Below are 17,008 nucleotides of genomic sequence, written 5' to 3' on the forward strand. Positions count from 1 at the left end.
CGGGTGTAACTCGATGTAGTCAGGCAGTTAATCGCCCACTAATTGATAAAAGCAGGTTTTACAGAAAATCATAGTTGAGTCGGTTAGCTGAGGCTAATACTTAATAGGTAAGAATGACGAGTGTATTTAAGTGATAAAAAAAAACCTCTGCATTGCTGCAGAGGTCATTTAATCAATTAATCATCTTGAACAGGTTCATCCCAAGAAAGATGATGTTCACTTAAGACGACCAAGTTTTCACTATTGATCAATCGTTGTGAAGCGCTATACCCAAGGATATTTTGCACTGTTTCGTCTGGACGACTAGCAATAATGGCTGTTTCATCCGATGAGAAGTTACACAAACCACGTGCTATTTCTTCACCTTTTTCGTCGTAGACGTGAAGCACATCTGCGCGCTCGAAGTTGCCATGTATTGAAACAACATCGTGACAGGTAAATCCTTCGTCACCGCCAAATAATGCATCAGCAACTTCTTGTTTTATCACTAAACTACCGGCCATTTGTAAACGGTCAGTTAGCCAGATGTTCCATGCAGATGAAGGTGATGAGTGAGCAATACACTTAGTGTGTCTGCGATCACCTTGCAATATTCCGGTAACAGGCGCTTCCATCGTCCCTCTCGAAATAATGGTTGTACAACCAGCATTTTGCGCCATATTGGCCGCTTGTAGTTTAGTTAGCATGCCACCGGTACCTAAAGAGCTGGTGCCGCTTGCCGCTTCCATATAACTACTAACATCTTCGATAGAATCGACAAAAATTGCGCCTTCTTCTGAAGGGTCTCGGTCATACACGCCATCGATACAGGTAAGAATAAACAAATACTCTGCGCCAATCATTTGTGCGACTTTAGCAGCAAGTCTGTCATTATCTCCGACACGAATTTCTTCTGTAGTCACCGTATCATTTTCGTTGACGATAGGCATTACGCCTTGTTTTATCAGGCGATGAACGGTATTTTTAATATTGAGAAAGCGACGTCTATTTTCTAAATCATCTAAGGTAACTAAAACCTGTGCTATATCAAAACCATACTCAAGTGCAATTTGCTTGTAGGCATGCATTAAGATGGGTTGTCCACAAGCGGCAGCCGCTTGCTTATCTTGCACACTAGCATTTTCAATAGTGCAACCAACCGTATTTAGACCTAATGCTACTGAACCAGAAGAGGTCAGTACAACTTCGTAGCCTTGCTCGCGTAACAAAGATATGTCACTTAGGAGACCATGCATAAAAGCAAAACTAGGTGTTAAATTTTTAACATTTGCTAAGAGACTCGAACCCACTTTAATAACGATACGTGGCTTGTTTCGAGAAGATTTATCAGTTTTTTGTTGTTCAAATGAGGGCAAAATTACTCCGTGCTCTGGTTAATTAAAATAAATAGTAGCGTTGAATCATTCACAAAATTGATTCAACAAATTGCAGCTATTTTCGTGATATTTTATTGTCGTATTAGAATTATTGCTTATTACTGATAACATAAATTTATCTGCGGTTGACCGCGTTAAAAGTAATAGATAAAAAATTGCTGAAACGTTGGTAAAAACGTTAGAATTTGACGGCAATCGACAAATGAGTGCAGATATCATATACTAAAAAAGATAATTTTTCAATTGAACTCAAACTCAACGTTTTGAAAAATATATTATCGGATTTTAAAAAGTTCGTACTGAACACCTGCAAAACGATCTGCATTTCATTCAATGTAAGCTAAAAAACAACAGGAGTTTCATGTCATTACTTATGATTGGTTGTGGTAAAATGGGCGGTTCTTTATTGACTCGTTGGGCAACCTCTACAAATCACACCATCACTATTATTAATCCCTCATTAGTTAAAGCACCGCAGAATGTTATCGTCAGACAAGCCATTGAAGAGCTAGCTGATCAACGTTTCGACATCATTGTTATTGCGATTAAACCACAGCTTATTGAAAAAATATTACCAAGCTATCGTCGTCATCTTGCTGATTCGGGTTGCATTATTTCTATCGCTGCTGGCTACTCGGTTTCTTCAATAGAGCAACTGATTGGCGAACAAGCTATTGTTCGCGTTATGCCAAATCTACCCGCAAAAATTGGTAGAGGCGTTAGCGGACTTTTCGCAAACTCTCGTTGTAGTGCGGCTCAAATTGAAAACGCTGTAGCATTAACCAATGCCGTTGGTTTTACACACATAACAACCAGCGAAGACGAGCTAGACCGAGTAACGGCAGTCGCTGGAAGTGGTCCTGGTTATGCCTTTGAAATAGCACGTTGTTGGATAGAGTCGGCAATTAAACTCGGCTTTTCACCGCAAACTGCAAGAGAGTTGGTATTGAATACACTCAGTGGTTCGATGGAGTTGGCCTTAACGAGTAAAGAAGATGCCGAGACTTTGCGAAACTCAGTAACCAGTAAAAATGGTACGACAGCGGCAGGATTAAGTGCGCTTATGCAAGATGAACAGTTAGCGTCTCTATTTGACTCAACTGTTTTATCGGCTTATCAACGTGCAGTAGCCTTGCGCTAACTTTAGTCTAGTCAGCAATGACGCACTCAAACATTTTTGATGAAAACCCTAAATTCTTTAAACTGAACTTTTATTATTGCTTTTGATATTAATATCAGCGATAAAAATAAAAGTTAATATCATTCAAGTAAAAAAGTTGATCAAACAGTTTAGCGTTAAATGAACAAGTAAAAGGATAAAAATTAATGTCAAATACCTCTAAGAATACTGATATAGAAACAATGATCACCACGCTTGGTAAGCAAGCAAAAGCCGCGGCCAAAGTACTTGCCTGTGCAACGACAGAACAAAAAAACAAAGCATTAACTATTGCCGCAAATGCGCTTCGTGAAAATATGGACGCACTGCTAAAAGCAAACGCACTCGATGTTTTAAGCGTTAAAAAAGCCGGTAAAGCCGATTCTTTTGTAGACCGATTAGAGCTTAACCCTGAAAGAGTTGAAGGTATGGCTGTCGCGCTAGAAGACATTGCCAAGCTAGCCGATCCTGTCGGTCGAGTATTAGCTGAATTTGACCGTCCCAATGGTCTTAAAATAACCCGTGTAGCAACACCTATTGGTGTTATTGGGATGATTTATGAATCACGTCCTAATGTTGGCGCAGATGCTGGCGCGTTATGTCTTAAGTCAGGTAATACGGTAATTTTACGTGGCGGCTCTGAAAGCTTAAATTCCACACGTATTATTGTTGAGTGTATGGCAACGGGTTTACGTGCGGCTGGCTTACCGGCTAACTGTATACAACTGGTTGACACCGATGACCGATCTGCCGTTGCCGCTTTACTGCGCTGTGCCGATTATGTTGATTTAGTTATTCCTCGTGGTGGCCGAGGTTTAGTTGAGCTAGTCAGAAACGAAGCTCAAGTACCAACCTTGTTACACTTAGATGGCAATAACCATATTTATGTTGATAAAGACGCTGACTTGACCAAAGCACTCAGTATCATTAAAAATGCAAAATTACGCAGAACTGGTGTTTGTGGTGCAACTGAAAGTTTAGTGTTAGACCAAGCAATAGCAAAAGAATTTTTACCACAACTCGTAGACACCTTAGCGGGTTGTGAAATTCGTGGCGATGTTGCGGCTCAAGCCTGCGATCCCCGTATTAATGTTGCAACTGAAGCCGATTGGGATACTGAATACCTTGATGCGATTTTATCGGTTAAAGTAGTATCTGGATTAGATGAAGCACTTGATTTTATTGAAGAGCATTCCTCTAAACATACCGATGCTATTATCACTGAAAATGCGGAAATCGCGGAAACGTTTATGCGCTCTGTCGATTCTGCCGTGGTGATGCATAACGCCTCAACTCAGTTTGCTGATGGTGGTGAGTTTGGTATGGGCGCTGAAATTGGTATTGCGACCGGTAAAGTACATGCACGTGGACCCGTTGGTTTAGAGCAGCTAACCATTTTTAAATACCGTGTTGCCGGTCAAGGGCAAACTCGTCCTTAAACGCTTTTGCGTTAAACACTACCACGCATAAAAGTACCAAACTTTTAGCTAAAGCTATACCTAGTTAACACTTTTTTGTTAGCAATAATAGTGCCTCTAACCGAGTGTTAGGGGCTAGCTATTTATATTAAGTTCAGACCTTTTTCACGTAAATCCCCCATACATTTATTAAACGATTAAAACGTTAAAGCTACCGTTAGTTTAGGCGCGGAATTACTATCACTTTCGTGAACCTTATCAATGCACTATAGATTTAAATACTTAGTAAAACAGTATTTAAACCTTTCGTTTACAAATGTAGTTGGCTGAGAAATTATAGCTATGTTATAGTTGCAACCCTTAGGACTAGGTATAGAATAGTCTATACTTGCCCGTCATTTATAAAGCCTTACCGTAAACCTATGATTTCATTATTAAAAAACGTGAACCTTTATAACCCTGCTCCTATGGGTATTAAAGATGTGCTGATTGCTGGTGGAAAAATCGCTGATATTTTTGATGTATCTGATCATGCCCACCATAATATCCCTGATAACTGGCCGGTTGAAGTTATCGATTTTAATGGCGCATACCTAGTGCCAGGTTTTATCGACAGTCATGCTCATATTACCGGTGGTGGTGGTGAAGCAGGTTTTTCAACACAAGTTCCCCCAGTTTCTCTTTCAGAATTTACCCAAGTGGGTGTGACAACTGTAGTTGGACTTTTAGGTACAGATGACACCACTCGAAGTATTGCCAACCTAATAAGCAAAGTTTACGGACTCCGTGAAGAAGGCATGTCGGCATATTGTTGGACCGGTGGTTATCATTATCCGTTAACAACGTTAATTGGTAGCGCAAAAGCAGATATTACTTTTTTAGAGCCGGTTATTGGTATTGGTGAGTTTGCTATTAGCGATCATCGTTCAAGCCAACCAACTTTTGAAGAAGTAATAAAACTAGCTAGTGAAGCACATGTTGCGGGGTTATTGACAGGCAAAGCCGGTATTATTCATTTTCATCTCGGTGATGGTGAACGGCGTCTTGAATTAATTGAGCGAGCGATTAATGAAACAGAAATTCCTGCCCGTGTCTTTAATCCGACGCACGTTAATCGAAATAAGCCATTATTTGAAGACAGTTGCAAATTATTAGCGCACGGCTGTTATATCGATATTACCGCTTTTCCTGAAGGCACAGCAGAGCCTGGTTTAGAGGCATGCGATGCGATAGAAATTGCCGTACAAAGAGGTTTACCCTTGGACAAAATAACCGTCAGTTCAGACGGTGGTGGTTGTTTACCTTGTTTCGATCAACAAGGCGAATTACAACACATGGACTTTGGCCGAGCCAGTACATTACTGGAAACATTACAAGCAACATTAAGAAAGAATATTGCGCTTGAAAGTATTTTACCGATGTTTACTAGCAACGTGGCTACGTTGCTACGTTTACACAGTAAAGGAAAAATAGTACGTAATAACGATGCCGATATGCTCGTACTTAACAACAAATTTGAAATTACTGACGTGATGATAAAAGGTCGTTGGCATAAACGTGACAACACAACAGTAGTAAGTGGAACTTTTGAGTAGAGGTAGGTATGTGTCCAGCAAAAATTGCTGAAGGTCAGCAAAGGGGATTTATAATTCCAATCGGGGGGGCAGAAGAGCGTGTTGATGACCCAATAATTCTACAACGTTTTGTAGAATTATGTGGCGATGAAAATGCCAATATAGTGATTATTCCAACCGCGTCACAGCTTGCTGAGACTGGGCCAAATTATGAAGTTATTTTTCGTAATCTTAATGTCAAAAATGCGATATCTTTACCGATAAATAGCAGAGAAGATGCTGAGCGCGAAGATTATTTAGCCGCACTTGAAAACGCAACAGGTATTTTTATTACCGGTGGTAATCAATTACGCTTGTCGACTATATTAGGCGGTACTTCGATTGCACAGAGTATAAGAAAATTAAACTCTGAAGGTGTGCATGTTGCAGGAACATCTGCAGGTGCCGCTATTATGCCTGAGCATATGATTGCAGGTGGCTCTACCGGTGCATTACCTAATGAGCAAGGTGTAACTTTTGCTCCTGGCTTAGGTTTAATAAGTAAAGTACTTTTAGATCAACACTTTAGTCAACGTAATCGTTTAGGACGTCTACTTTCTGCTGTTTCATATAATCCTTTTGCTTCAGGACTCGGAATTTGTGAAAATACCGCTGCCTTTATTGCGCCAGACGGGTTACTAGAAGTAGTTGGACACGGAAGTATTACGGTAGTTGACCCTTCTGATTTGCAGCACAGTTCAATGGCTGAAGCTCGTACAGGAGATTCCATTACCTTGATAGGGTTAAAACTTCATATGCTTAGTCACGGTGATACTTATTGTTTAAATACTCGAGTCGCATCACCTAAAGCCGTTTAGTCTCTTTAGATACCAATAAGCTAAGCTAAAATTTGCCCATAAATAAACGCATTATTTATGGGCAAATCTCTTTAAAAGGCTCACAAACGCCGCTTCTTTTTCATTGAACCCGAATTAAAAAACACCTTTCTACGACGCTATTCACCATAACTTTTTGGCTGACTTTCCTTGCGCATTTTATCATTAGCAAGTTTAGAAAAAAATTGTCTTGTCTATTAGTAAAACCATGGTATCTTTTTGTTATACCATTATTTTTTTATGGCAATTTTTTACTTCTATTCGATCTTATAAAGATCTTAAGTGTAATGCGTTGAAACTTCTCGGTTTGTAACTCAACATATGCACATCAATAGAACCTGTGCACATAGTCAGTTCAGTATCACCGTGATTTATTCCTCCCAATAATTGTCATATTATATTTTGTTGCACCCTGTTTTCGACAAAAGGTTCAACTTGTAGGTACACATAATAATAATTCTAATCACCTGATTTTTGGACATATAATGAAAATATTAACAAGTAATGTTTATGTTGGCCCTAATGTTTACGCCCATTTTCCTGTTATTCGACACGCTGTTGATGTTGGCATATTAGAGCAATACCCTTCGGTAAAATTAGGTAAAGAATTCATTGATGGCTTAATTGAAGCCTTACCCGGTTTAAAAGAGCATGGCTGTTCATACGGCGAATCTGGCGGTTTTATTAGGCGCTTGCAAGAAGATGAAGGTACCTGGATAGCTCACATATGGGAACATGCAACCTTAGAACTGCAATGCATGGCCGGTACTGAAGTTACTTTTGGCAAAACCAGAGGCAATGGCGAAGTTGGTCAATATGACATGGTCTTTCAGTACAAACAACGAGATGTTGGATTAGCTGCTGCTGAACTTGCCAGAAACCTGCTTATCTCAGTGATGCCAGTAAATATTCAAGCACAACTACAAACAAAATTAGAAGCCGATTTCGATTTTGCAGAAGAGCTATCAAACTTTATTCGTTATGCACAGCGCAAAGAATTTGGTCCAAGTACTCAATCTTTAATAACGGCAGCCGAAGAACGTCATATCCCATGGCTACGGTTAAATCAGTACAGCTTAGTACAATTTGGCCATGGTAAATACCAACAGCGCATTCAAGCCACCATTACTAGCCAAACGAATCATATTGCTGTTGAAATATCTTGTGATAAAGAAGACACCCACAATTTATTAAATGATCTCGGTTTACCTGTGCCTAGACAACAAATGGTTTATTCTGCCAAAGATGCCATAAAAGCAGCAAAACGTATTGGCTTACCGGTTGTACTTAAACCATTAAATGCTAACCATGGCCGTGGCGTCTCTATCGATTTAACCACTGATGAGCAAATTAATACAGCATTTGATTTTGCCCGCGAACAAGGCACCAGTAGAGCTGTTTTAGTTGAGTCATTTTTAACCGGTTTAGATCATCGAATGCTTGTTGTTAATGGCGAACTTGTTGCTGTCGCAAAACGCGTACCGGGTCATGTTGTTGGTGACAATAAACACACCATTATGCAATTAATCGATATTGTAAATGAAGACCCACGTCGGGGTGTTGGCCATGAAAAAGTACTCACTCAACTCGAAATGGACTCACAAGCAACCCGTTTAGTTGAAGAAGCTGGCTATAGCGTTGATACCATATTACCTGAAGGCGAAATTTTCTATTTACGTTCAACCGCTAATTTATCAACGGGCGGCACCGCGATAGACATGACTGATGTAGTTCACCCTGACAATAAAGTGATGGCTGAACGAGCGATAAAAGCCGTTGGTCTTGACGTTGGCGGTGTTGATTTTCTGACCTCTGACATTACTCAATCATATAAAGATATCGGCGGCGGTATCGTTGAAGTCAATGCTGCGCCAGGTTTTCGTATGCATGTTGCACCAAGCCATGGCAAACCTCGTGATGTTGCTGGCAAAGTTATTGATATGCTCTTTCCACCTAATACACCCACTTGTATCCCTATTGCCGGCATTACAGGTACCAACGGTAAAACAACAACTTCACGAATGCTTTCGCACATTTTAAAAACAGCAGGACATGTTGTAGGTATGACATCAACTGATGGTGTGTACGTTGATGGTCTGTTATCAGTAAAAGGCGATATGACCGGACCCGTTGCATCACAAATTGTCTTAAGAGATCCTTCGGTTGATATTGCTGTTCTTGAAACTGCCCGTGGTGGCATCGTTCGCTCAGGTTTAGGTTATAGAGAAAGTAATGTTGCCGCCTGCATTAATGTTCAACCCGATCATTTAGGCTTAAAAGGTGTTGATACCCTAGAACAACTTGCTGAAATTAAACGTATTGTCGTTGAAGTAGCCAAAGACGCGGTTATACTTAATGCCGACGACCCACTTTGTTTAAAAATGGCCGACCATACTCAAGCAAAACATTTATGTTATGTGACTATGAATTCAGGACATGGTTTAGTTAGAGAGCATATTCGCGCGGGTGGACGTGCCGTGGTGCTTGAAAAGGGCATCAATGGTGAAATGATCACCATCTTTGATAACGGTGCGCATATCCCATTACTTTGGACACATTTAATTCCTGCTACACTGGAAGGTAAAGCCACTCATAACGTACAAAATGCGATGTTTGCCGCTGCCCTCGCCTATTCTCTAGATAAACCACTTGATGCAATTCAACAAGGATTAAGAACGTTTAACACCACCTTCTATCAAGCACCGGGGCGAATGAACGTCTTTGATGAACATCCTTTTAGAGTTATTTTAGATTATGCTCACAACGCCGATGGTGTTCGCCATATGAGCGAATTAGCGACTAAATTAGACGTTAATGGTAAGCGTATTGCGGTATTAGCCGCACCGGGAGATCGCCGTGATGAAGATATTGAAAACATCGCCAAAGCAGCCGCTGGACATTTTGATTTATATATCTGTCGCGCCGATGACAATCTTCGTGGACGTGGTAGTGATGAAGTGCCGCAAATGTTAGCTGCAACGTTAAAAGCACAAGGTATCAGCGAAGACAATATCTTGATGATACCTGACGAGGTCACAGCTACTGAAAAAGCCTTGTCGATGGCAAATAAAGATGATTTAGTGATTGTCTTTGGTGATGCGATTACCCGTTGTTGGAAGCAAATCATTAATTTTAACGGTAGTGAAGATAATCCAGCAGAAACATTAACAAAACCCGTGCATACCGTTGTTTCGATGTTAAACACCGATGAACCTGATCCCTTTATACTAGAGTCAGGCATGAAGTTAGTTAAGGATGATCGAGGCGTTCGCATTGTTTCAACCATAGAAGAAGAAAGTGATTAAAACCAAGTTAATGCAGTTATTTGCCATTAACTTAAGATGAATAAGCTTAACCTCGCTAGGTGATGTGTTACCAACATAACCTAGCGGCATAAATTAGCGGCATAAACTAACGCAGCCTATTGTTAAACCAATAAAGCTGCGTATTAGTTTTTGAAATCATCATCGAGCTTGTCATACAAATAATGACCTAACAAAACTGTCTCAAAGTGAACAATTATATTGATACAGCTTTACCTTCTTCTCACTTTCCTAACAGCGCTGCGTTGGGAATAAATTTAATCAAATTGGTATGCCATGAATAACCTTATAACCTTAACATTAGATGACCAGCGACGGCTTACTGGCAAAAGCTTATTATGGAATAAACCCGGCGCGATTATTGATGCTTTTGTCTCAGGCATCGATAAGCAAACAGTCGTTGATCAGTGGTTAATTTACGTTAATCAGTTATTGGCAGCAGTCGATTGGCAAGATGAATCTACGTGTTATCGTATTTTTGAAGACGGCATAAGCCTTGCGATAAGTGCGCCAATGGATGCCTTGTATGCATCTTGCGATGTCAACGAAGCCGCATGGGATTTTGCGTGTAGCAAAATTTTAACCGGCAGTATAAGTGACACTCATCAACAAGAAATGGATAAAACCGTCACTCGTCTTAAACAAATGATTGCCGAAGAGGCTAACCCTGCTCTACTTAACTTAATAGATTTAGCCATAAATAATCATGTCGATTATTTAGTTGATGATGATGAGTTTTCGTTAGGTTACGGTAAAAGCTGTCAACGCTGGCCAGTGACATCATTACCAGATCCAACGCAGCTCAATTGGCAACACTACCAATCAATTCCTATTGCATTGGTCACTGGCACTAACGGAAAATCAACCACCGTGCGTATCATGTCTGAAATTATTAAGCAGTCTAATAAATGTTGCGGTGTCACCTCGACTGACTTTATTCGTGTTGGCGAAAAAATAATAGATTATGGTGATTATTCAGGACCCGGTGGTGCACGAATGTTACTTCGACATCCAGAAACCGAAACAGCCATTCTAGAAGTCGCGCGCGGCGGAATATTGCGCCGTGGCCTACCCATAGATCACGTTGATGCCGCATTAATTACCAACATAGCTGAAGACCATTTAGGGCAATATGGTATCAATACCGTAGCAGGGCTTGCACAAACCAAAGCGGTTGTAGCAAAAGCGCTAACTAGCGGTGTATTAGTGCTCAACGCTGATGATCCGTATTTAACAGCACTTGCACCAACATTAACCGTTAATAAATGTTGGTTTTCATTAAATGAAAATAATCCAGTACTTCAACAGCATAAAGCCATTGGTGGTGCTATTTGTTTCATCCGTGACGGCGCAATTTTTTATTGTACGCAAAATACCAGCACTGGCGAGCGCCTTGAATCGATGATCGTTGCCGTTAACGATATACCTATGACATTAAACGGCGCTGCCCGACATAATGTTCAAAATGCCTTAGGGGCGACCGCTTTAGCTAAGAGCTTACACATAGATAGCGCAGTGATTGGTCTTGCCTTGCAAAATTTTTCAAGTAATGTTGACGATAATCCGGGCCGCGGTAACCAATTTAAACTCAATGGCGCTTCGGTTATTATGGATTTTGCCCACAATGTTCATGGTATGAATGCCATGGCACTGACCATGGCCAATATACCAGCATCACGAAAGTTTTTGATGCTTAGTCATGCAGGTGATCGCAGCAATGACGATATTATTAAAATGACAAAATCAGCCTTAAAAATGAAACCTGATATATTGGTTGCGGCCGAAACTGTCGAGTACTTAAGAGGAAGAGAGCTTGGCGAAATATCAAATTTAATAGCTAAAGTAGCGATTGAAAGTGGTATGTCTGCCGATAACATCTATTTTTCAGAGGGTCCTTATCAAGGTGCGCAACAGATTGTTAATCAACTGTCAGCTAATGATTTAGCACTGTTAATCGTTTTATCTGAACGAAATAAAGTGATCGAGTTATTAACCAAAAAGGCAAATCAAACAGCAGGTATGTCGTAAACCATAAAATCATCAATAACATTGAATAATAGAGAACTTTAGAAAGCCGCTGAGTGATTTAAAAATAGCTCAGGCGGTTACTAAAGTTTACTTTTAAAAGACTAAAACAGCAGTTGCTGTTTTGAAAATCGATTGTGTTAGGTTTCATCGTTTAATTGCTTTGCGCTTTCCAGTAAATAAGGAGCAAGTGTGCTTTTAAAATCGAGTGTTGCCCCCAACTTATTGGCTAGCAGTATCATACCGGTAATTTTACGATTGACTAATGCAACTTCAAATATCGGAGATGCTATCGCTGTTTTATCGGTAATTAATGGCATACTAACCTCTCTAATTCGCTTAATCAGTTGTTGTTTTTTTAAGTTGTAGCCCGTATTACTTTGTAAACAATAACTAGCTTCAAAACACGTCTTTAGCACAATATCTATCGCGGTATCACTCATGTTATTGTCAACTAAGCCAAGCGAATACAAGGCTGAACGCATGTCATTATTATCTTGACGCTGCATTGCATCAGCCATAGCAAGATAATGTACTGAGGTATGTTGAGAAAGCTGCCGGCAAGCGCCAAAATCAAGTAACACTATTTTTTGTGTATCGCTCTGATACAAGAAATTAGCAAAGTTGGGATCACTTTGCATAAGTTTATGCGTAAATAGCTCTTGGTAAGTTAAATCCATTAATTGGCTACAGACTAAATCAACAATACCAGCACTCATGTTACTAATATCAGTGATGGGAGAACCTTCGATATATTCCATCGTCAGTATATTTTTGTCCGTTAGCTCGTCAACAACAAAGGGCACAATAAAGCGAGGATCGTTACCCAGCTTTTCACGATAAGTGTTAAGAAATTCCGCCTCCTGTAAATAATTAGCTTCAGCTTTAAGCTGTGCTTTTGCTTCAGCGAGCACGCTAGTCAAATCAATATGTTTAGGTAAAACGCCACTGAGTTTTAATAAATTCATGACGTTATCAATATCACTGTCAATGCTTTCTCTAACACCCGGGTACTGGACCTTAATCGCCAACTGACGACCATCCTTTAGTGTTGCCCGATGAACCTGACCAATACTTGCCGATGCGATGGGGGTAAATGAAAAATAACTAAATTGTTGATGCCAGTCTTTTGACCAAGACGCAGCCAAGGTTTTAAGTAGTTGCGCCTTAGGCATAGGGTCAGCTTCTTGGCGCAATCTTGAAAGAATAGGTTCCCATTCGATAGGCAGTAATTCACCGGCATCCATGGAGAGTAGTTGACCAAGTTTCATCGCCGCGCCGCGCATATGTGCTAAACGCTTGGTGATAGATATAGCGTTGTCAATATTACGTAAGGACTCAGTTAATGATGGACGTTGTCCACTGAGCATTTGTTTTGTCGCACCTTTAACAATATTGCCGGCAACCGCTGAGGCCAAACCGCCCAACTTAGCGAGACGAGCAATTCTTCCGGAAGGTACTTTCCGCTCTTTACGTTTGTCGGTCATCGCAAAATGGCTTGGTTGGGCATGTTAACTATTACCTTAATGTTGTTTACTCTAGCCTCCATACTATTTATAGCAAGCGGTGAGGGGCAAGAATAAGATTAACAAAAATTAAGCCGGCAACCAATGACATTACAATCAAAAAAGACAGGTTACTTCAACACGTTCAATTACTACCTTATTTTTAGGTATTTATGTATTTCGAAGACTAAGATAATGCGTCAATTAAACAGCATAGAAAGCCGTTCAGTCTCCTATAGCTAGCGCTATAACATTATTTGGGATTGTATAGATTGATACGAAAGGATTTTAGAAAACCGCTTGATTATTATTAAAATAATCAAGCGGTCACTAGAATAGTTGAGTTGACCACATAAGCCGGGTTTTGTATCTCTTTCGAAAAAGAGTGACAATCATTCGTCTAGGCCTTAAATCGCTCTAAGGCTCAAGCAACCTACCCGGTTTCAACGCGAGCCACGCCATATGAAACCCTATTTGGTCTTGCTCCGGGTGGAGTTTACCCTGCAATTACTGTTACCAGCAATCCGGTGCGCTCTTACCGCACCCTTTCAGCCTTACCTGTGAAGTTCCTAGAAACAACCATCGGCGGTCTTCTCTCTGCTGCACTTGTCGTCGGCTCACGCCGCCCAGGCGTTACCTGGCACCCTGCTCATTGGAGCCCGGACTTTCCTCCCCCTCATACCTATATCTTCAGTTTACACATCTGATACAAGAATAAAGCAGCGATTGTCTGGTCAACTCGGCGCGCATTTTACCTTAATTACAAAAAAACGCCAAGGCTTATTAATACGACTAAAAAAAATGATTGTGAGCACTGATGTAAGTAACCTTTTATTATTACCAATTACTATAATTAGCTATTTTTAGGCTACAGCTTAGTCTCTTTCACTAAAAATAAAGCGCTAAAGGCGACATGCACACCATTTGTCCAACCGAAACCTTCTTGTACATCATACTCTCCGCCTTCGGCTTTATGGCTTTGCTGACATACATTATATTTTTCCATTATTTTTCCTGTTTGCTGAAAATACGACTCTACCGTATTAAGCCAACGGTTCTTAATGGTTAGTGCTAAGCATTGTTTTTCATATTTAATTAGGCCTTGAACAGCAAACCAATGTAATGGCGCCCAACCATTTGGTGAATCCCATTGCTGGCCTGTTTCAATAGCAGTCGTGATTAAACCGCCTCGCTGTAAAAATTCATTTTCAATCACCTTACTAACTTGGTCAACTTGTTTCGCATCAGCTAACTCAACAAACAAAGGTAATACTCCGGCTAATGATTTTACTGAGCTATAAGATTTTTTATCTAGATCATAGTCCATGTAAAAACCATCATTTTCTGACCACATATAACGCTGTATTGCTGCTTTTCTTGTTGCCGCATAATCTTTATAAACAAGGCTGGACGCTTCATTCCCCAGTATTTCATAGAACTTAGCGAGTAATTCTTCCTGCTTGTACAATAAGCAATTCAAGTCAACTGGTAGAATGCGCGTGGTTCTAATAGACGCTAATGAATTTTCATCACCTAACCAGCGTGAGCTAAAATCCCATCCTGATTCGCATGCTGCACGAATATTACGATAGAAAGATTCAGGGTCTTCAGGCATTAATTCCTGACATAATTCAATGTCTTCACGATATGATTCGGCACGAGGAGCAGCATTATCATCCCAATATCGATTCAAGAAACTTCCGTCGGGCATTTTAATGATTCGTCTAGACTCAAATTGTTCATCTGTCTCCAATGCCTTACCTTGCATCCAGAACTTATATTCTGTTTCAATGGCTTTAATATGAGTTGTTATAAATTGCTGTTTATTTTGTTGAAAAGGCAAAAGTAACTCAACTAACAAGCCTAAAATAGGAGGCTGCGAGCGAGATAGATAATAACTTCTATTACCATTAGGAATACAACCATAGTTTGATTGTAATTCTAAGAAGTTACTCAACATAGATTCAGCTAAAGCAATATTTCCTGACTCAATCAAACCTAATGCAGTAAAGTAGCTGTCCCAGTAATATATCTCTCTAAATCTACCTCCTGGCACTATATAAGGATTTTTCAGAGGTAACAAAGAGCCTACAGCATTGGGATCAGCTTCCTTTTTTAAAGCGGTCCATAGTGAATCAATGTGTTCGGCGATAGTCGTTTTTACGTTTTCTGAACGTATTTCTTTATGCTCAACAATATCAAAACACTCTGTGATAAAAGCTTCTAAATTGAATGAAGACTTATGTTTTTTTTCAATTTTATACTTCTGTAAAATTTCCATAAAAGCAGTTTTAGGAATAGCATCAGTAAAAGTTTTGCTGTCGGCAAACAAACCACTCATTTGCACATCTTTGAATAATTCACTTTCAAAAAAATGTAAACTTTCTTTAGTTTGTTGATTTAATAATTCGGTATTCATCATGGGGTAACCTTGTTGTTATTTCTTTAAACAGAATGCTTCGCAGTTGCGACTTTAAAAAAATACAAACTAGCGACGAGAAGTCCCATAGGTATTAACGAGAGATAAAAGGCTTGTTGACCACCGAGTGCTTCAAAAGAATAACCGGTAATAATAGAACCTGTAGTACCACCGAGTGCAGAAAATACCACAATGAGTCCAGTCATTGATGAGTGCTTTGCACGCGCTAAACTACTTAGCATCACTGAATTGAGTACAGGATAAATAGGCGCCATCATTAAACCAATTAACGGGAGAAGATAAGCGACGGCTGGAGCATCAAAAACACTGGTGACTAAACCCGTTGTCGGGTCTTGTGTTAATGGCAGTAGTAATAGAATAATTAATGCCATCCCTGCTAAACAAATATTCAAAAAGGTATACCAATTTAGGTAACGTAGAATTTGCCCAGCTAATAATCGACCTAATGCTAATGCAGCGGCAAAGATACTCGTCATCTGTACACTAATATTGGTGGGTAAACCTAAGACTTCACTATTGAACGTAGGTAGCCAAGTGCCGATCCCTTGTTCAATTAATACATAAAGAAATATAGAGATGACAAAGATAAGCACCAAAGGCTGATAACTCATTTTTATCATTTCAACAAAGTCACTAAATATACTTGTCGATGTCGAAGACTGCTCAGCTTTGCTAATCGAAGAAAAGCTCACTAACACTAAGGTTAATAAAGACATAACGGCTAGCACATAATAAACATTCATCCATTGCGTAGACTCTGCCGAATTGCCATCAATATAAAAACTGAATAACCAATAGCCCGATAAACTGCCGAGCATAAAAATACCTTCTATGGTGTTAAGCAGTGAAGAGTGAGATTTTACTGAATGTGTTAACTGACCAATAATGGAATAAACTGATATTTTGACTAAAGCAAACGAAACACCTATACAGGCGAATAGGAGTTTGATCACTAGAAAGTTACCAATAACTGGCGTTAAGAAACAAGCGATGGTAACTATGGCTAAACCTACAGCCAGCGCAATTTTATATCCAATTCGTGGAATAACTGATGCCACAAAAAAAGAAACAAACGCGATAGATAAATCTTTAAAACCTTCTAATGTACTCGCTTGCGGTTTGCTTATATCAAAGCTATTTATTGACTGAAGAATGACAGTACCTACGCTATTAAGCAGAATAGCAAAAACGAAATAGCTTGCAGCAATTGCACTTATGGTAATAAAACGCGACATAAATAAACTCATTATTTGATAATTAAGTTTAGTCTATAATCAAAAGCGCACGAATGCAAACGTTTGCATTCGTGCGCT

Annotated in this window: 10 protein-coding genes and 1 other RNA gene; 6 read left to right on the forward strand and 5 right to left on the reverse strand. The window is 39.8% G+C overall.

The features are described 5' to 3' along the window. Positions 1-176: 176 nt before the first annotated feature. Complete coding sequence (gene proB / locus H4J70_RS08755; RefSeq protein ID WP_182213667.1) at positions 177-1,355, reverse strand: glutamate 5-kinase; 1,179 nt, start codon at positions 1,353-1,355, stop codon at positions 177-179. Between the two features lie 382 nt (positions 1,356-1,737). Here proB and proC point away from each other — a divergent pair, with 382 nt between their 5' ends. From proC to H4J70_RS08785, 6 genes are all read left to right on the forward strand, one after another. Next, positions 1,738-2,517, forward strand: coding sequence for a pyrroline-5-carboxylate reductase (gene proC, locus H4J70_RS08760; protein ID WP_182213668.1), 780 nt, complete (start codon positions 1,738-1,740; stop codon positions 2,515-2,517). A gap of 185 nt (positions 2,518-2,702) precedes the next feature. After that, positions 2,703-3,974, forward strand: coding sequence for a glutamate-5-semialdehyde dehydrogenase (locus H4J70_RS08765; RefSeq protein ID WP_182213669.1), 1,272 nt, complete (start codon positions 2,703-2,705; stop codon positions 3,972-3,974). Positions 3,975-4,375: 401 nt separating this feature from the next. Next, the gene (gene iadA, locus H4J70_RS08770) at positions 4,376-5,548 is read left to right on the forward strand and encodes a beta-aspartyl-peptidase (protein ID WP_182213671.1); all 1,173 of its coding nucleotides are present in this window, start codon (positions 4,376-4,378) and stop codon (positions 5,546-5,548) included. Between the two features lie 8 nt (positions 5,549-5,556). Continuing rightward, entirely contained in the window at positions 5,557-6,384 is an 828-nt protein-coding gene (locus H4J70_RS08775) for a cyanophycinase (protein WP_182213672.1), read from the forward strand. Between the two features lie 503 nt (positions 6,385-6,887). Continuing rightward, a complete protein-coding gene (cphA, locus tag H4J70_RS08780) occupies positions 6,888-9,707 on the forward strand; it encodes a cyanophycin synthetase (RefSeq protein ID WP_182213673.1) in 2,820 nt (939 codons plus the stop codon). A gap of 294 nt (positions 9,708-10,001) precedes the next feature. Beyond that, positions 10,002-11,753, forward strand: coding sequence for a Mur ligase family protein (locus tag H4J70_RS08785; protein WP_220465262.1), 1,752 nt, complete (start codon positions 10,002-10,004; stop codon positions 11,751-11,753). 137 nt (positions 11,754-11,890) lie between these two features. Here the strand turns inward: H4J70_RS08785 and H4J70_RS08790 are convergent, their stop codons facing one another. The 4 genes from H4J70_RS08790 to H4J70_RS08805 form a co-directional block, all read right to left on the reverse strand. Continuing rightward, on the reverse strand, positions 11,891-13,237 hold the full coding sequence (locus H4J70_RS08790) for an AarF/ABC1/UbiB kinase family protein (protein WP_182250952.1): 1,347 nt from the start codon (positions 13,235-13,237) through the stop codon (positions 11,891-11,893). Positions 13,238-13,591: 354 nt separating this feature from the next. Next, positions 13,592-13,997, reverse strand: an RNA gene (rnpB, locus tag H4J70_RS08795) — RNase P RNA component class A. A 126-nt stretch (positions 13,998-14,123) separates the two neighbouring features. Further along, positions 14,124-15,677 (reverse strand): alpha,alpha-trehalase TreF, encoded by a 1,554-nt coding sequence (treF, locus tag H4J70_RS08800; RefSeq protein WP_259364717.1) that lies wholly within the window; start codon positions 15,675-15,677, stop codon positions 14,124-14,126. Positions 15,678-15,700: 23 nt separating this feature from the next. Beyond that, on the reverse strand, positions 15,701-16,930 hold the full coding sequence (locus H4J70_RS08805) for a sugar MFS transporter (RefSeq protein WP_182213677.1): 1,230 nt from the start codon (positions 16,928-16,930) through the stop codon (positions 15,701-15,703). Positions 16,931-17,008: the final 78 nt, after the last annotated feature.

It is taken from the genome of Colwellia sp. BRX8-9, assembly GCF_014077245.1.
Taxonomy (GTDB): Bacteria; Pseudomonadota; Gammaproteobacteria; order Enterobacterales; family Alteromonadaceae; genus Colwellia_A.

Bases quoted from the DNA above. Each gene is read 5' to 3' on its own strand.
- proC (WP_182213668.1), top strand. From the start codon at position 1,738: ATGTCATTACTTATGATTGGTTGTGGTAAAATGGGCGGTTCTTTATTG.
- H4J70_RS08765 (WP_182213669.1), top strand. From the start codon at position 2,703: ATGTCAAATACCTCTAAGAATACTGATATAGAAACAATGATCACCACG.
- iadA (WP_182213671.1), top strand. From the start codon at position 4,376: ATGATTTCATTATTAAAAAACGTGAACCTTTATAACCCTGCTCCTATG.
- H4J70_RS08775 (WP_182213672.1), top strand. From the start codon at position 5,557: ATGTGTCCAGCAAAAATTGCTGAAGGTCAGCAAAGGGGATTTATAATT.
- cphA (WP_182213673.1), top strand. From the start codon at position 6,888: ATGAAAATATTAACAAGTAATGTTTATGTTGGCCCTAATGTTTACGCC.
- H4J70_RS08785 (WP_220465262.1), top strand. From the start codon at position 10,002: ATGAATAACCTTATAACCTTAACATTAGATGACCAGCGACGGCTTACT.
- H4J70_RS08790 (WP_182250952.1), bottom strand. From the start codon at position 13,237: ATGACCGACAAACGTAAAGAGCGGAAAGTACCTTCCGGAAGAATTGCT.
- treF (WP_259364717.1), bottom strand. From the start codon at position 15,677: ATGATGAATACCGAATTATTAAATCAACAAACTAAAGAAAGTTTACAT.
- H4J70_RS08805 (WP_182213677.1), bottom strand. From the start codon at position 16,930: ATGTCGCGTTTTATTACCATAAGTGCAATTGCTGCAAGCTATTTCGTT.